The sequence below is a fragment of the Thermovibrio sp. genome (assembly GCA_015488335.1).
Taxonomy (GTDB): Bacteria; Aquificota; Aquificia; order Desulfurobacteriales; family Desulfurobacteriaceae; genus Balnearium.
This window is the reverse complement of sequence record WFNZ01000018.1, coordinates 1-16,647: the sequence shown is the minus strand read 5'-3', so window position 1 is coordinate 16,647 and position 16,647 is coordinate 1. Positions and strand designations below refer to the sequence as shown.

Here is a 16,647-nt window from a genome sequence, read left to right as displayed (position 1 = left end):
CCTAAACTATCCAGTCGGTTTCAAAGTCTTTAGAGAGCTCCAAAACGCCGTAGGTAAAGTGGGGAGCCTCTTCAACAAACTTCCTATTTAGAAAGAGCTTAACAGCAAGCTTAAGCCTTTCTGCTTTCTCAAAACAGGAATAGGGAATGGCTATCTCAAGAACTTTCTTTAAAGCGGCTTCTGTTCCTTTACACTCAGGGGTCGTTCCCCTGTTATCTGAGAACTTGAAGGAAAACTTCTGGAGCTCCTTCCCCTCAAGTTCAACTATCAGTTCAAAGTTTCTGTTCAGGAACTTTTCCCAGTTTCCGTCAATCCTTAGGTATAGGTTTCCCTCCTCATCGTAGCCGTAGTAGAGCTTCTCCATAACAAAAGAGGTGGTCTCCATAGTTGAGAACTCAAGTAGGTCAATCTCTCCCGCCAGCAGCCACTCGTAGTAGTTTGTAACTTCTCCGTCTATAATCGGCTTAACATAACCTTTCGGCGGCTTTGACTTTTCACCGGTAAATTTTTTGATGGGAGATAGAAGTTCGTGGGGGATGTCAACTCCAAGCTCTCTGTAGACGGCTATGAGGTGGCTTCTGAAGAGTCTGTCAAAATCATGGGAGAAGGGGGAGTAATGGCCTTTCCCGAACCACCAGAACCAGTCGCTACCCTCTGCAATCAGAAGGTGCTCTTTAACGGCTACATCACCGTTTCTCCTTTCAAGCTCCAGTTTTGTGGTTCCAAGGAGCTCCCAGGCCCTGTTCTTCTCGTTATCTCCTATCCAGGTGAGGAAGTTACCACCTATCCAGCTTCCCGGGAATAATCTTGAAAGTTCCCTCTCCGGCTCAAGTTCTGAGGGTAAAACGGTTTCTATCCAGGTAGAGTCTGAAATAGCGCTGTAAAGTGATTCTCTAAACTCGTAACCGTTGTTATCATAAAACTCCCAGCAGTTCTCACCGTCTAAAACTACAGAAACAACAGATGAGGAGTAGCTATCTGAGATATTTTTCAGCCTCTTTACAAAGTCTTCTGAAGCCTGAGAGGGATCCCAGCCTTTGTAGACAAAACCTATAAGGTCGCTAAGCTCCCTGTCTCTGAAAAAGAGCTTAACTCCTTTAAAAGAGTAGACCTTGTAGAGGGGCTCCCTCGTTCCCCAGCGCTCCTCTAAGGAGCGGAAAAGTATCTCTTCATCGGTTGCAGTCCAGCCAATTCCTTTATGGGACAGAAGCTCTAAAACATCTTCACTTACAGCTCCCTCTGAACACCAGATGCCCTTCAAGTTCCCGAAACGCTGCCTGTGGAAGGAGAGAGCTCTCTCAATCTGAACCTCTGCATCGTCTCTGAAAGAGACGTGTAAGGCCGGAAGCTTCACCTCAGGAGTTGAGACTTTTGCAACTTCCATATTTAAGAGGAGAGGGAGAATGGGGTGGTAGAAAGGAGATGTTGTCAGCTCAACCTGTCCTATCTTAGAAAGATTCCTGTAGATAGGAACAATTCTGCCTGTGAACTTAAGGAGCTCCTCTATCAGTCTTAACTTCTCATCTTCAGAGAAGGCCGAACCTTTATCTATAAGTTTTCTTACCGTTTCATTTTCAGATTTTAAGTAGTTCCCACACCAGGAGAGGAGAAAAAGAACCTGAAGGTTTAAAAAGTCCTGATTTGTAAGGTTTTTACAGAAATCCCTCTTTTTATTCCTCTGAAACCTCACAGAGAGCTCTTTCAAAAAAGAGAAAGGAGAGAAGAGTTTAGGAGAACCTGAGAAAAAGATCTTCACAAGGTAAGACTTCTCTTCAAGGGAGAGCTCCTTAACAGGTTTTGACATTAGAGTTAGAAAACGGCATCTCGCTCTTCCAGATGCGTATTCTTCAATCTGAGCAATAAGGGAAGGTGTAAGATTAAAAACTGCCTTTATTTGTGGAAACTTGCTCAGATGCCAGGGCATATCGTAGTAATCTTTTATGGCGTGAAGGAAAACCCACGGAAGCTCATATTCACCTGTAAGGCCATTTTTGTAAACGGGCTGGTGCATGTGCCACAGGAAAACTAATTTCACTCTCCCTCCTCAATCCAGCTTCCAACCAGCTTCTTGTAGTGTTCAAGGAGCTCCTCTCCCTTCTCTCTGCTTTCAGACTGAACGAAGATGTGGAGCTTATCTGTGAACTGATCGGGGATGAAGAGTATCCAGTCTCCATCTGTAAATATCTTGACACCGTCAATGAATGAAGCGTTTTTCTCCATTGCCTCCTCAGAAAGCTTCCTCATGAGCTTTGCCTTTTCGGAAGAGGGGCAGTTGACGATGATGTGGTTAAAGTAGAAGTCAGGTATCTCTGAAAGGAGCTCCGAAACGGTCTTTCCGGCGTAAGAGAGGAGCTCTAAGAACTTTATACTGGAATAAACGGCATCTGGAGAGTAGGAGAACTCAGGAAAGATAAACCTTCCGTTCAGGTCTCCAACGAAGTAGTACCGGTTCAGTAGCGTAGGCGAAAGGCCTCTGAACTTACCTCTCTCAACAGATACGTTTTTCAACTCTCTGTCAAGAATTGATGGGCAGCTTACCGGAACGTAGGCTTTAACCGGTCTGCTAACCGCTTCATCTATGAGCTTCAGGAACAGAAGAGTCAGAACGTGGTTATTGATAACCTTTCCTGTGTCTGAAACTACTGTAAGTTTTTCTCCGCTCGGGTGAATTATGAAACCGACGTTTGAATCTGTAGACTTAAGGATTTCGGGAACGTCTTTAAGGGCTTTTGCCTTTACAAGTGGATACTGCATCAGTTTCTCTTCTGACTCGTAGGAGTTGAGAATGATTGAGTTGACCTTGAAGTGGGCAAGGAGCTCCGGGTAAACTTCAGAGAATATACCGTTCATCAGGTCAACAACAACGTTGAACCGGGGCTGGCGTATCTTGTCGTCTATCTTTTCCTTTATGGATTCCACGTAATCTAAGATTTTGTAAGGCTCCTCCTTTATCTGTCCCACCTCAGATGGACTCACCCTCCTGAAGCGCTCCCTGAAGAATACCCTCTCAATCGCCTTCTCTTTTGACGTATCTATTGGTATTCCCCTCTCGTCAAAAAAGAGAATGTCTGTATGGCCGGGAGTTTCAGAAGAGGTCTCAAAGTGAACGCCGGCAAGAACTTCTCCGTTCCTCAAAAGGAACCTTCCGGCAGGGCTGGGGAACTTCCTCAGATCAACAACGTTAACCCCTACAGAGAGAAGACCTGAGAGGAATGCCCTCTTTATCATCCGGGAAGCCCTGTGGTAGTCTCTACTGGTGTAGACAACGGCCCCTTCAGGCAGGGTCGTTCCAAGGGCAGCCCCGAGCTTTGCGGCAAGCTCGGGGGAGAGTTCCACGTTTATCCTTCCAGAGATCCTCCCCCCTTCAAAGATTGAGCGCTTCCACCTCTCTCCCCACACAAGGTTTGAGCTGACAATTGAACCGCTCTCAACAAACTTTTCTGGCCAGATAACAACGTCTTTCTCAATCCTTACATCGTCTTCTATCTTTACCTTCTCGGCAATAACGGCACCTTTCAGTGCCCAGACTCTTGAGCCTATGTCTACCTTGTTACAGATAACGCAGTTCCTCAGCTTTGCGTCATCACCAATGCTTACGTTCTCCCAGAGCACAGAGTCCTTTATCTGACATCTCTTCCCAACTTCTGTTCCACTTCCTATGCAGCAGTTCTCAAGGGTAGTCCCTTCGCCTATTGAAACTTCTTCCCCCAGAACGACCATTCCCTTAACTTTTACAGATTCAGGAACATCCGCCTCTCCCTGGAGGAAGAGAACTCCCTCAGGGAACTTAACTACTTCCCCTGAAATCTGGAGCTTGACTTTTCCGGCAAATATGTCCCTGTGAACTTCTCTATAGGCGTCGGGATTTCCAACGTCTTTCCAGTAGCCTTTGGCCTCAAAGCCGTAAAGAGTGATTCCCTTTTCCATAAGGAGAGGAAACAGGTCTTTACTGAAGTCAAAGGGGACGTTTTCAGGGATAAAGTCAAGAATTTCCGGCTCAATTACGTAAATACCCGTGTTAATTGTATCGCTGAAAACCTCTCCCCAGCCTGGCTTTTCAAGGAACTTTAGTATCTTTCCCTCTTTATCCTTTATCACGATTCCGAACTGGAGAGGGTTGGGAACAGAGGTTAGAGTTATTGTGAGTTTTGACTTTTTAAATTCGTGAAAGCCTACTATCTCATGAAGGTCAAAGTCGGTTATTACGTCTCCGCTTACAACTATGAACGTCTCATCAAGGTAGTTCTGGGCTTTCTTTACAGCTCCGGCAGTTCCGAAATCGGCCTCAGGAAGAACGTAGGTTATCTTTGCCCCTATTCTCTCCCCGTTTCCAAAGTAATCCTTTATCACTTCAGGCTTGTAGTAGAGGAGAATCACAATGTCCTCTATTCCAAGGGCCACTAACTCGCGCATTATGTGTTCCATCATGGGAACGTTGACAACAGGCAACATGGGCTTCGGCCGGGAACTTGTTAGGGGCTGAATCCTGGTGCCGAAGCCCCCCGCCATCACAACTGCCTTCACGCCTCCTCCCTGTAAAGGTGTTCTCTGGTGAGTGGGAAACCGGACTCGCCGGTGGGGTGGGTTTTAACCAGGAGAGTCTGGTAGAGGCCTATCCTTCCCGTTAAGAACTGGTAGGCACTTGAGGCCATGTAGAGGCGCCAGATTCTAAACTTCTCCTCTCCTGCAATCTGAACGGCCTTCTCGTAGTTCCTCTCAAGGTTTTTTACCCAGTGCATAAGCGTTAGGGTGTAGTGTTCCCTTAAACACTCAACGTCTCTAACCTCAAAGCCGGCCTCTTCGGCCTTTTCAACGGTTAGGTAGATGGGGAGGAGCTCCCCATCAGGGAAAACGTACTTCCTGATGAACTGGGAAGGGGGTTTTCCGAACTCTTTATAGTTTGAGCTTATTGCGTGGTTGAGGAATATTCCGCCATACTTTAAAAGTCTATAGACCTGCTGGAAGTAGGTAAGAGCCCTCTTCTGGCCCACGTGTTCAAACATTCCAACGCTCACGATCTTGTCAAAGGTTCCCTCGCCAGAGAGCTCCCTGTAGTCGGCCAGAAGGACTTCACACTTCCCCTCAAGTCCCTCCTTTTTTATTCTCTCTTTTACGTATTCATACTGGTTTTTGCTTAAGGTTATTCCAAGGGCGTTTACTCCGTACTTTTTGGCGGCGTGGATTATGAGAGCTCCCCAACCGCACCCTATGTCAAGGAGCCTCTCTCCCGGCTTCAGCATCAGCTTCCTGCAGATGTACTCAATCTTCTGCTCCTGAGCCCTGTCTAAAGAGTCTGTGGGCTTCCTGAAGTAAGCGCAGGAGTAGACCATGTTTCTGTCTAAAAAGAGCTTGTAGAACTCGTTTGAGACGTCGTAGTGGTACTGGACGGCCTGTCTGTCCCTCTCTATGCTGTGGAGCTCCCCAGAGAGCTCCGCCCTGCACTTTTTATACTCCTCAAGGGTTGGAACCTGGCTCAGGAGCTTCCAGAACTTGAGCCTTTCGCTTAAGGGCTTAAACCTATCCATAACCCAGTCGGCAATGGGAAAGACCAGGTAGATGTCGCCTACGAGGTCTATGAGGCCGTAGATATAGCTCTCTGCCAGCGAGAGATCTGAGAAGGTGCTGAGGGCTTCCCTTAAGGCCCAGGGTTTGTTTATTCTTATTTTCAGCTTTTCCCCTTTCCCCCAGACCCGCTTCCCGTTCCAGAGCTCAACGGAAACGTCTTTTTCGCCGGGAACTCCCCTAAGGAGCTCTTCAACAACTTTCCTGTTCAGCCTTACCAGTTCCTCTTCACTGAGACATACCTCCATCTCTTCCCTCCTCAAGAAGCTGCCGCGCATACCGTTTACCTATCTCAACGGCTGGCTGGCCGTAAGGGTTTACCCCCATCAGTTTTGCCATAACAACCACTGCAACCATATAGGCCATAAACAGGTAGCCCATCTGGTATTCAGAAAGCTGGCTCAGCTCAAACCGAATTACCGGCCTACTTTTCTGTCTAAGAGCATAGAGAGTTCCTTCAAACTCTGCTCTCATGATCTCTCCAAGGGTTTTACCCCCTATATAGGGAAGAACTTTTGCACCTTCTGGCAGTTTCAGGTCTGAAGACCTTCTGTTGATGAAGAAAAGCTGGTAGAACTTGTCATCGGGGCCATCAACAAAGAGCTGAAGGATTGAGTGTTGAGAGGAAGTTCCTATCGCTTTAAGAGGCGTCTGCCCCTGGCCGTCCTTTCCTAAAGACTCTGCCCAGAGCTGGGCATACCACTCCGTAAACTCTGCCATGTAGGAGGAGTAAGGCATAACAACGGAGATTTTCCTTCCTGCTTTGTAGTGGAGATATTTTGAAGCGGCAATGTAGAAGGCCGGCAGTGGAGTAGCAATCAGGTCGTAAGCCCCTTCTAAAAAACGTTCAACGTTGTAGCCGGCAAAGTAAGCAGGGAGAAGGCCAACAGCTGTGAAAACAGAGAATCTCCCGCCTATCTCTTCAGGTATTTCAAGGAATGGAGATTTGAGCTCTTCCGATAGTTCCTGAAAGGCGTTTCCCCTATCTCCTACAAAAACTATCCTCTCCCCTGAAAGGAGCTCCTTCTCCTTTAGCTCCTCAAGTATCACGTTCATAAGAGAAACCGTTTCAAGGGTTTTTCCCGATTTACTGATGAAGGCAAAAGCTGTTTTGTCCCAGTCAATTCTGTTCAGGGTTTCAGACAGAAGGTCTGGGTCTATGTTGTCAAGGAACAGAAGTCGTGAGTTCTCCTTACCAACGGCCTGGTGGAGAGCTTTAGCTCCACGGGAAGAGCCTCCCATTCCAACTACAACGAGGGTTGAGAACTTCTCCTGAAGCCTCTCGGCCGTTTCCCTTATTGAAATCAGGTAGTTTCCTGTGGGGAGCTCCGTAAAAGGCATAACGGAAGGTTTCAGCAGGTTTTTGTAGTCAATCTCCTCAAGGAGAAGCTCGTAGTCAAGAAGCGGAAATCCAGAATCTTCAAAGAGAACCTTCATTCTCCCTCCCTCATCTTTTTATTACCGGGTAGATACACTTCCCGGTCTCTTTGTAGGAAATTATATTTTTCAGGGTCTTCATAAGAATTCTCATTATAGCTTCGTGGGTATTGTAGGCGTTGTGGGGAGTGAGTATTACGTTCTCAAACTGGGTGAGGGCAAAGCTCTCAAGCGCCTTCTTCAGAATTTCAGGAGAAACGTCCTTTTCTCCCCTGAAGATTATCAGCTCCTCTTCCGCCCAGACCTCCTCTCCCTCAAAGGTATCAAGGGCAACTCCATCTAAAATACCCTCCTTTAGAGCCCAGATTACTGCTTCGGTTTCAACAACGCTGCCCCTTGACGTGTTTATCAAATAGCTCCCCTTCTTTAGTAGCTTTATGTTCTCCCTGTTTATAAGGTGGTGGGTTGATGGAAGGTAGGGAACGTGGAGGGTGATAATGTCGGAATTCCTGAGAAGCTCCTCCAGAGGAACGTACCTCACACCAAACTTCTCAATCAGCTCTTCCTTAGGTTTTACATCGTAGGCCAGAACATTAAGGTCAAAACCGGAAAGGAGTTTGATAAGCCTTGAACCTATCCTGCCGGTTCCTATAACACCAACCGTTTTCCCCTCAAGGTCGTGTCCCCTCAGCCCTTCCCTACTAAATATCCCCCTACAGGTCCTCTCTAACGTTGGACGGAGTTTCCTTAAAAGGGAGAGAATCAGCATAAGGGTATACTCTGCAACTGTCTCCATTCCGTAGTCTGGAACGTTGCAGACTGCTATTCCCCTTTCAGAGGCGTAGTCAACGTCTATGTGGTCAAACCCAGTTGACCGGGTAGTTATCAGTTTAAGGTTTGGAAGTGAATCAATAACCTCCTTTGTTATTTTGGAGTAGATGAACACAGAGAGAACTTCAACTTCCTTAAGTTCTTTAAGGTCTTCTTTCTCAAGAGGCCTCTTCTCAAGCTTTACAACTTCTATTCCGTGGGGCGGGAGCTCCCTCTCAATAACCGGAATCTCCCAACCCTCAAGCTCAAAGAAAGCGGCTTTCATACCAAACTCCAAATCTGGTTTAGTGAAGCCCCAACTTCTTCTCTATCTCGTAAACGGCCTTTATAACGTCCAAAATTGAGTCCGGGTTTATTGAAATCGTGTCAATTCCCTTTTCAACTATGAACTGAGCAAAGTCCGGGTGGTCTGAAGGGGCCTGGCCGCAGATTCCCACCTTCCTCTTATACTTTTTCCCGTTCTCAATTGCGTGGGCAACCATCCACTTAACGGCCTCGTTCCTCTCGTCGTATATGTGGGCAACAAGGCTTGAGTCCCTGTCAACTCCAAGGGTGAGCTGTGTCAGGTCGTTTGAACCAATTGAGAAACCGTCAAAGTGCTCAGCAAACTCCTTGAAGAGGACAACGTTTGACGGAATTTCACACATTACGTAGACCTGAAGGCCTTTCTCCCCTTTCTTGAGGCCGTACTCCTCCATAACCTTAATAACTTTCTCTCCCTCTTCAGGAGTCCTGCAGAAGGGAACCATAACGATCACGTTGTCAAGGCCCATCTCCTCCCGAACCTTCCTAATGGCCAGACATTCCAGACCGAAAGCCTCCTTAAACTGGGAAGAGTAGTAACGGGAAGCTCCCCTCCAGCCCAGCATAGGGTTTTCTTCTTTAGGCTCAAAGAACTTACCGCCCAAGAGGTTTGCGTACTCGTTTGACTTAAAGTCTGAGAACCTGACAATAACAGGCTTGGGGTAGAAAGCCGCGGCAATTTTGGCTATACCGAAGGCAAGCTTTTCAACGTAGAACTGCCTCTTATCCTCATACCCCTTGGTTCTTTTCTCTATCTCTTCGGCAATCTGAGGGTCTTTTTCCTTGATTTCATCAAACTTTATTAAGGCGTTCGGGTGAATTCCTATGTAGTTGTTTATTATGAACTCTTCCCTTGCAAGGCCCACTCCGGCATTTGGAAGGAAAGAGAGGTCAAAGGCACCTTCAGGGGTTGCAACGTTGAACATTATTGGCGTTTTGGGCTTCGGAAGCTTGTTGAGGTCAACCTCCTCAACTTCATAGTCAACGTGGCCGTCGTAAACGTAGCCAACTGTCCCTTCAGCGCAGGAGACGGTTACGTGCTGACCTTCTTTCAGAACTTCCGTTGCGTTTCCCGTTCCAACAACTGCCGGAACTCCAAGCTCTCTTGCAACTATTGCAGCGTGACACGTCCTACCACCCCTGTTCGTAACTATTGCGGCGGCCTTCTTCATTATCGGTTCCCAGTCAGGGTCTGTCATATCGGTAACCAGAATGTCTCCCTTCTCAAACCGGTCAGCCTCTTCAACAGACATGAGAACCTTCACCTTTCCTTCAGCAACCTTTCTCCCAACGGCAATTCCCTTAACAAGAACTTTCTTCTCCCTTTCTTCAGGCGGCTCTGTAATCCTGTAAACAGTTATCTTTGAGTAGTCTTTGTGGGAGTGGACGGTTTCCGGCCTTGCCTGAACGATGTAGAGCCTGTCTGTCGGGCCGTCTTTTGCCCACTCAACGTCCATAGGAGTCCAGCGGCCGTTCTTCTCAGAGTAGTACTCCTCAATCAGGCATATCCAGTTTGCAAGGGTTAAGACCTCATCGTCTGTAAGGCAGAACCTCTCCCTATCTGCAAGGGGAACGGGAACTACTTTAACAGGCTCTTTTTCCGTTTCGCCGTAAATCATCTTCTGCTGTTTATCACCAAGCTTCTTCTCAATTATGGCCTTATAACCCTTTTTCAGTGTGGGCTTGAAGACAAGCCACTCATCTGGAGTTACGGCTCCTCTAACTATCATTTCTCCAAGTCCGTAGGAGCCTGTTACCAGAACAACGTCTTTAAAACCGCTTTCAGTGTCTAACGAGAAGCCAACTCCGGCAGATGCAAGGTCTGAACGGACCATTTTCTGAACGCCAACGGCCAACGCAACCTTAAAATGGTCAAACCCGAAGGATTCCCTGTAAGAGATTGCCCTGTCTGTAAAGAGGGATGCAAAACACTTCTTTATTGAGTTAAGAAGGTTCTCCACTCCCCTCACGTTCAGGTAGGTATCCTGCTGTCCTGCAAAAGAGGCGTTTGGCAGGTCTTCAGCCGTTGCAGACGAGCGGACGGCAACGTCAACGGCTTCAGTGTTAAACTTTTTAGAGAGCTCCCTGTAGTATTCAACAATCAGCTCTTTCAGATCTTCAGGGAATTTCCCGCTTCTGATGAGCTCCCTTATCCTTTCTCCCCTTTCGTGAAGGTCGTCTACGTTGTTTATGTCAAGGCCTTTCAGGATTTCCCTTATCTTCTCCTGAAGGTTGTTATACTCAATGAAATACCTGTAGGCGTTTGCAGAAACAACAAAACCTTCAGGAATGTTTACTCCTTTCGGAGTAAGGTGTTTCATCATCTCACCCAGTGAAGCGTTCTTCCCTCCCACAAGAGGAACGTCCTCAATGCCAACCTCTTCTAACCAGAGAACTAACTTGTTCTTCTCCATCACTCCCTCCATCTATAGAAAAATTCTATTCAGCACCTATAGATATTTTAAGACTCCAACGGGGAAGATTTCAAGGAAACTCCTATATTTCTTCTATAAAGTTCTTTGAGGAACAGATTGATAAGGAAACTCCCACAGGAAGTTGTAAGGCAGATAGCTTCAGGGCAGATAGCCTCGTCTCCAACGGCCGTTCTGAAGGAGCTCCTTGAGAATTCCCTTGACGCCGGAGCAACTGAGATTTCGGTCAAGGTGGAAAACCCTTTTAACTTCAAGGTTGTGGACAACGGCTGTGGAATTGACTACAGGGAGCTCCCCCTAACCGTTGAACGTTTCGCAACCAGCAAGATAAGGGACTTAAAAGACCTGAAACAGCTGAAAACTTACGGCTTCAGAGGAGAAGCACTCCACGCAATATCCCAGTTCTCAAGGCTCACGATAAAGAGCTCAAGGGAGGGAGGAACCGGCGGAAAGCTCGTTGTAAGGGGTGGAACAGTTGAGGAGTACACTCCGGTTCCATACAGGAAGGGAACATCTGTTTCCGTTGAGGAGCTCTTCTTCAACGCTCCGGTAAGGAGGAAGGCTGTAAGCAGGAAGGAGAGGAGCTCCCTTCTTAAACTTCTGAAAACCTACGCACTCTCAAACCCCAGCGTCTCTTTTTCCTTTAACGAAAAAGTTTTCCCCAAGGCTTCCCTGAAGGAGAGGATTCATCAGCTCTTTGGAAGAGAGTGGGAGCTCTTAGAGGTAAAGGGAAGTAGTTTCCACCTCCTTTACTCAAGGGAGAGGAAGGGGCTGAGGTTTACTTTCGTCAATAGAAGGCCTGTGGAGCTCCCCGAAGCCGAGAAACTCCTTGAAGAAAAGGGAATAAAGAGCTACATCCTGTTTATCAAGATACCCTCAGAGCTCGTTGACCCCAACATCACCCCAACAAAGGAGAGGGTTTACATAGAGGATAAAAACTACCTCAAAGAGATTGAAGAGAGCCTCAGCTATTCCTTAAACCTTCCCAGAATTTCGGCAGTAAGGGAGAAAAGGGAAATTGAATACTCCGTTAAGCCTCAGCTTATAGGCTCAGACGGAACCGTCCTCATAGCCCACGACCCTGAAAACTACTACTTCTTTGACATCCACCTCATCCACGAGAGGGTCAACTACGAGGAGCTCCTTGAGAAGCTGAAAAGTGGAGAGATACCAACGGTTGAGCTCTTAAAAGAGGTGGAGCTCCCGATAGGTTCAGAGGAGAAGCTGAAAAGACTTGGAGTCGGGTTCCGAGTTGAAGGAAATACCGTTTACGTTGAGGAGATTCCAGAAATTCTGAACATTGAGGACATTAAAGAGCTGAGCAGAAAGTCTGTTGAATCTGTTGCGGAACTGGCCTGCAGAAGGGCTGTAAAGTCTGGATACAGGATTTTAGAATTTAAGGAACTTGAGGAGCTCTTTGAGAGGTTTTTAAGGTGCAGGAACAGGGAGACCTGTCCCCACGGAAGGCCTATCTATTACAAAATGAAGAAGGAAAAAATCTACTCCCAGCTGGGCAGAAAGCTTAAGGTTCCAAAGAGCTGGTAGAATTTCTTAAACCTTTTGGAGCAGTAAGTTGAAGGCAGATGTAAAGAGGGAGCTCCTTGCCGGCATCACAACTTTCCTCACAATGTCCTACATCCTCATCGTAAACCCGGCAATCCTTTCAGACGCAGGAGTTCCAAAAGAGGGCGTAATATTTGCAACGGCAGTCGCCTCGGCCGTTGCCACATACACTATGGGGCTATACGCCGGCCTTCCCTTTGCACTCGCCCCGGGGATGGGACTGAACGCATACTTTGCCTATACAGTCTGCGGTCAGATGGGAGTTGACTGGAGAACGGCTCTTACGGCAGTCTTCATAGAAGGCGTCATTTTCCTCGTTATGGCCCTCTTTGGGGCACGGCGGGCAATCTTCAAGTCAATGCCGAAATCCTTAGCCTACGGAATATCGGCAGGAATAGGCCTCTTTATAACTCTGATAGGTCTTAAAAACTCCGGCATTGTAGTCTACTCAAAAGAAACACTTGTAAAGCTCGGAAGCTTAACCTCTCCCCAGGCTCTCATAACAGTTCTAACCCTCATATTCATAACCGTCCTTCAGAAGAAAAACATAAAGGGAAGCCTTCTCCTGGGAATTCTCTTTGCAGTTCTCCTCTCTGTTCCCTTCGGCCTTGTTGAAAAGCCTGAGGCCGTTTTAGGGCTTCCAAAACCTTCAGCTGCCCTTCAGCTTGACTTCTCCCACATTCTCTCATACTCAATCGTTCCGGTTGTTGTGGCGTTCCTCTTGGTAGACGTTTTTGACACCGTTGGAACCCTCTCAGCCCTCTGCACCCGGCTTGGAATTCCATTGGAAGATGAAAAGGTGGGAAGGGCCTTAACCAGCGACGCAGTTGGAACTACGGTGGGAGCTCTCCTTGGAACATCAACGGTAACTACCTACGTTGAGAGTGCAAGCGGCGTTGCGGCAGGCGGTAGAACAGGTTTAACAGCAGTAACCGTTGCTACTCTATTTCTCCTTTCCCTCTTCCTCTACCCTCTAATTTCGGTAATTCCAACGTTCACAACGTCGGCAGTTCTCATATACGTAGGCTACTTCATGATGGAATCTCTCAAAAAAATTGAATGGGAGGAAATAACAGAAGCCCTGCCGGCCTTTATCACTTTTGCAGGAATTCCGTTTACCTACAGCATTTCAGATGGAATGGGACTGGGCTTTATCACATACACGGCCGTTAAGCTCCTGTGCGGCAGGTGGAAGGACTTGAACTGGGTATTAATTTTAATTACTGCAATCTTTCTCTACAAATTCTTTTTCTTAGGAGGAATTTAATGAACTGGAACAGCATAAAGACTGCAATTCTTTTAGGATTCCTTACAGGCCTGCTTCTATTGTTTGGAAAGCTCCTGGGCGGAAACGCCGGAATGGTGGTTGCCCTCTTTATGGCCGCCATTATGAACTTCGGAAGCTGGTTCTTCTCAGACAAAATTGTCCTCTCAATGTACGGCGTGAGGCTCCTCTCTGAAGAGGAAGCTCCATGGCTCCACAAAACAGTAGAAAAACTGGCAAAGAACGCTGGAATTCCAAAACCAAAGGTAGGAATTGCCCCGATGGACGTTCCAAACGCCTTTGCAACGGGAAGGAACCCGAAACACGGAGTTGTTGTTGTTACGCCTAAAATTGTGGAGCTCCTCAACGAAGACGAGCTTGAGGGGGTTCTTGCCCACGAGATCTCCCACATAAAGAACAGAGATACCCTCATTCAGGCAGTTGCGGCAACAATAGCCGGTGCAATTACAATGCTTGCAAACATGGCCCAGTGGTTCCTCTTCTTTGGCGGAGCAAGGGACGAAGAAGAAGGAGGAGGCTGGGCTGAAGTCATAGGGCTCCTCTTAATGGTCATTCTTGCTCCAATTGCTGCAGCCCTCATCCAGATGGCAATCTCAAGGGCAAGGGAGTACAAGGCAGACGAAACCGGCGGAATCATCTCAGGAAAGCCTGAAGCCCTTGCAAGTGCCCTGAAAAAACTGGAAGAGTACTCACAGAGAATTCCCCCAGAGCTTGTTAAGAGTGAAGTAAACCCTGCAACGAGCCACCTGTTCATAGTAAACCCCTTGAAGGGAGATGCTTTAGCTTCCCTTTTCTCAACCCACCCGCCAACTGAGAAGCGAATCGCAAGGCTGTTAGAGCTTGCCAGAAAACTATTTGGTAGAATCAGGGAAATTTACTGGAGATACGCAGGATACTAATTAAATGAACGGGGAGCGGTGGAAGTTTTTTAAAGAGTACGTAAAGGGCTGTGCCCGAACTAACCTCATCCACCGCTTTGACTTAACAACAATCTCCCTCTTCTTCGGCCGGTGGATTCCCTTTGCCTTTGCAGTGGGAATAACCACCGGAACCGTTGCCTCTTTTATGGACGTCATCATTGTAAATCTAAACAAACTTCTTTCTCAGAACACAGCTGTTATTCTTCTCTACCCTTTAGTCGTTTCGGTTCTCGTCGGTTATGCCCTTAAGATTGATCCCGTTATAGGTGGTCCCGGAATCGGCTACGCAATACTCCACCTGAAAACAAAAACCTACCTGAAGGCAAGAACTGTTCTTCTGAAGCTGATAACATCAACTTTTGTCCTTTCTGGCGGTTTCATAGCCGGAAGGGAAGGGCCCTCTTTCTTTATTGGTGTTGCAATAGGAGAGTGGTTCGGAAGAGCTTACGGTCTTGGAAAGCGATACAAGGAACTCTTAGGTTTAATCGGCGGCGGTGCTTTTACGGGAGCTCTCCTTAAAGCCCCCCTCGGAAGCGCCATCTTCGCAATGGAGCTTGAGGAGATGTACAACTTAGACTACCGCCCCTTCGTTCCGATGATAATTGCCTCAATCATCAGCTACCTAACCTTTTCCTTCTTTAGAGGAGAACACACGTTCATAAAACTCTCAAAAGTTCCCCAGTGGGATCTGCAGACAATTCCCTACATAGTTGTTATGGGACTTGTAATAAGCCTAATAATCTACGTCTACACCTTCGTTTTCCACACCTCTGTCTGCGTATCAAAATACTTTGACACAAAGTTTCGCCCGTTAATAGGAACAACCGTTGCCCTACCATTTCTCCTTCTCCTCTACCTGATTACACACGACGTTGACTTCCTCTCAGCCCCAGCCCACATGGGAATAGTCTCAAAGCTGGCGCAGATCCCCTTCCCAATATGGGTAGACATTCTTGTCGTCATTTTTGTTCTCATAATAACCAGCTCAACCTTGAGTTTTGGAATTCCGGGCGGTTTAGTCCTTCCAAACCTTCTCATAGGAGCAGCCGTTGGAAACATCTTCGGCCACTACTTCCCCCACCAGATTGTTACATTCACCCTTGCAGGAATGGGAGCAGCCCTTGCAGCGGGAGCCAAAACTCCTCTGGCCGCAATCGTTATGATTACAGAGATGACCCACGCCGACGTTGTCATCCCGATGACTGCGGCAATAATAACCAGCTACACAACGAGCTTCGGCTTCAGCCTCTACTTGGGTCAGGAAATTAGGCTCAAGCCTATGATGATGAGGAAGAGGGAGTGAGCTTTTTAAAGGAAAAGAAAATCGTTCTTGGAATAACGGGAAGCATCGCCGCCTACAAGGCTGTAGAGGTTTTGAGGGAGCTCCAGAAAAAAGGAGCAGAGGTAAGGGTAGCCATAACCCCTGCCGGAAAGAGGTTTATAACTCCCCTAACCCTTGAATCCCTTACAGGCTATCCTGTTTACGACGAGAGCGTTCCAGAAAGAGGAACTGAAATACTCCACACGGAGCTCTCAAGGTGGGCGGAGCTCCTCCTCATCGCCCCGGCAACTGCTAACACCATAGCAAAAATCGCCTGCGGAATAGCTGATACCCCTGTAACAGACCTTGCCCTATGTTTTGGAAAGGGAATTATCTGCCCGGCAATGAACGTTCGGATGTACGAAAACCCGATAACTCAGGAAAACTTGAAAAAACTTAAAAATCTCGGCTGGGAAGTTGTTGAGCCAGAATGCGGCTATCTTGCCTGCAGAGAGGAGGGAAAGGGAAGGCTTGCAGAGGTTTCAAGTATCGTTGACTCTGCCGAGTACTGGTTTATCCCAAAACTCCTAAAAGGGAAAAAGGTTGTAATAACTGCAGGGCCAACAAGGGAATACATAGACCCTGTAAGGTTTATCTCAAACCCGTCAAGCGGGAAGATGGGATACGCCCTTGCAAAAGTTGCAAAAGGAACGGGAGCAGAGGTTGTTCTGATTACAGGAAAAACCTGCCTAAAGCCCCCATACGGCGTTAAAACGGTAGAGGTTGAAACGGTAGAGGAGATGAAAGAGGCCGTTTTAAAAGAGTTCAGCTCAGCAGACGTTTACATCTCCGCCGCAGCAATCGGAGACTATACGCCGGTTAAGAAGAGCAGCGAGAAGATAAAAAAGGGAGAGGGAACTTTAACCTTAGAGTTTAAAAGAACTCCAGACATTTTAAAACTTGCAGGAGAGAAAAAGAGAGAAAACCAGATTGTTGTTGGGTTTGCAGCGGAAACGGAGAATTTAATTGAGAATGCAGTTGAAAAACTCAAAAAGAAGAACCTTGACTTCATAGCGGCCAACGACGTTAAAAGCGGAGTTTTCGGCTCAGACG

Annotated in this window: 11 protein-coding genes; 5 read left to right on the top strand and 6 right to left on the bottom strand. The window is 47.3% G+C overall.

Annotated elements, in window-relative coordinates; genetic code table 11:
* Window position 1 precedes the first annotated feature (1 nt).
* The 6 genes from F8H35_RS01570 to ppsA are packed head-to-tail and all read right to left on the bottom strand — an operon-like array spanning window position 2 to window position 10,487.
* Window positions 2-2,035 carry a glycoside hydrolase family 57 protein gene (locus tag F8H35_RS01570; protein WP_472571817.1) on the bottom strand — a complete coding sequence of 678 codons (2,034 nt, stop codon included), beginning with the start codon at window positions 2,033-2,035 and terminating at the stop codon, window positions 2-4.
* Entirely contained in the window at window positions 2,032-4,524 is a 2,493-nt protein-coding gene (locus tag F8H35_RS01565) for a sugar phosphate nucleotidyltransferase (RefSeq protein WP_472571816.1), read from the bottom strand. Before F8H35_RS01565 ends, F8H35_RS01570 begins: the two co-directional genes overlap by 4 nt.
* A complete protein-coding gene (locus tag F8H35_RS01560; RefSeq protein ID WP_472571815.1) occupies window positions 4,521-5,810 on the bottom strand; it encodes a class I SAM-dependent methyltransferase in 1,290 nt (429 codons plus the stop codon). Before F8H35_RS01560 ends, F8H35_RS01565 begins: the two co-directional genes overlap by 4 nt.
* The gene (locus F8H35_RS01555) at window positions 5,791-6,999 is read right to left on the bottom strand and encodes a glucose-6-phosphate isomerase (RefSeq protein ID WP_472571814.1); all 1,209 of its coding nucleotides are present in this window, start codon (window positions 6,997-6,999) and stop codon (window positions 5,791-5,793) included. The genes F8H35_RS01560 and F8H35_RS01555 overlap by 20 nt, the downstream gene beginning before the upstream one ends.
* A 10-nt stretch (window positions 7,000-7,009) precedes the next feature.
* Entirely contained in the window at window positions 7,010-8,035 is a 1,026-nt protein-coding gene (locus tag F8H35_RS01550) for a hydroxyacid dehydrogenase (protein ID WP_472571813.1), read from the bottom strand.
* Between the two features lie 19 nt (window positions 8,036-8,054).
* Complete coding sequence (gene ppsA / locus F8H35_RS01545; protein WP_472571812.1) at window positions 8,055-10,487, bottom strand: phosphoenolpyruvate synthase; 2,433 nt, start codon at window positions 10,485-10,487, stop codon at window positions 8,055-8,057.
* A 117-nt stretch (window positions 10,488-10,604) separates the two neighbouring features.
* Here ppsA and mutL point away from each other — a divergent pair, with 117 nt between their 5' ends.
* The 5 genes from mutL to coaBC form a co-directional block, all read left to right on the top strand.
* Window positions 10,605-12,050 (top strand): DNA mismatch repair endonuclease MutL, encoded by a 1,446-nt coding sequence (gene mutL, locus F8H35_RS01540; RefSeq protein WP_472571811.1) that lies wholly within the window; start codon window positions 10,605-10,607, stop codon window positions 12,048-12,050.
* A 28-nt stretch (window positions 12,051-12,078) separates the two neighbouring features.
* Window positions 12,079-13,335 carry an NCS2 family permease gene (locus F8H35_RS01535; protein ID WP_472571810.1) on the top strand — a complete coding sequence of 419 codons (1,257 nt, stop codon included), beginning with the start codon at window positions 12,079-12,081 and terminating at the stop codon, window positions 13,333-13,335.
* Window positions 13,335-14,252, top strand: a complete 918-nt coding sequence (locus F8H35_RS01530) for a zinc metalloprotease HtpX (RefSeq protein ID WP_472571809.1) — start codon at window positions 13,335-13,337, stop codon at window positions 14,250-14,252. Before F8H35_RS01535 ends, F8H35_RS01530 begins: the two co-directional genes overlap by 1 nt.
* A gap of 4 nt (window positions 14,253-14,256) precedes the next feature.
* Window positions 14,257-15,576 carry a chloride channel protein gene (locus tag F8H35_RS01525; protein ID WP_472571808.1) on the top strand — a complete coding sequence of 440 codons (1,320 nt, stop codon included), beginning with the start codon at window positions 14,257-14,259 and terminating at the stop codon, window positions 15,574-15,576.
* The coding region (gene coaBC / locus F8H35_RS01520) for a bifunctional phosphopantothenoylcysteine decarboxylase/phosphopantothenate--cysteine ligase CoaBC (RefSeq protein ID WP_472571807.1) at window positions 15,573-16,647 on the top strand (1,075 nt) is incomplete at its 3' end. The genes F8H35_RS01525 and coaBC, both read left to right, overlap by 4 nt.

What these genes read in the sequence shown, in the direction of transcription:
- F8H35_RS01560 (WP_472571815.1), bottom strand. Translation starts at nt 5,810, where the DNA reads ATGGAGGTATGTCTCAGTGAAGAGGAACTGGTAAGGCTGAACAGGAAA.
- F8H35_RS01555 (WP_472571814.1), bottom strand. Translation starts at nt 6,999, where the DNA reads ATGAAGGTTCTCTTTGAAGATTCTGGATTTCCGCTTCTTGACTACGAG.
- F8H35_RS01550 (WP_472571813.1), bottom strand. Translation starts at nt 8,035, where the DNA reads ATGAAAGCCGCTTTCTTTGAGCTTGAGGGTTGGGAGATTCCGGTTATT.
- ppsA (WP_472571812.1), bottom strand. Translation starts at nt 10,487, where the DNA reads ATGGAGAAGAACAAGTTAGTTCTCTGGTTAGAAGAGGTTGGCATTGAG.
- F8H35_RS01530 (WP_472571809.1), top strand. Translation starts at nt 13,335, where the DNA reads ATGAACTGGAACAGCATAAAGACTGCAATTCTTTTAGGATTCCTTACA.
- F8H35_RS01525 (WP_472571808.1), top strand. Translation starts at nt 14,257, where the DNA reads ATGAACGGGGAGCGGTGGAAGTTTTTTAAAGAGTACGTAAAGGGCTGT.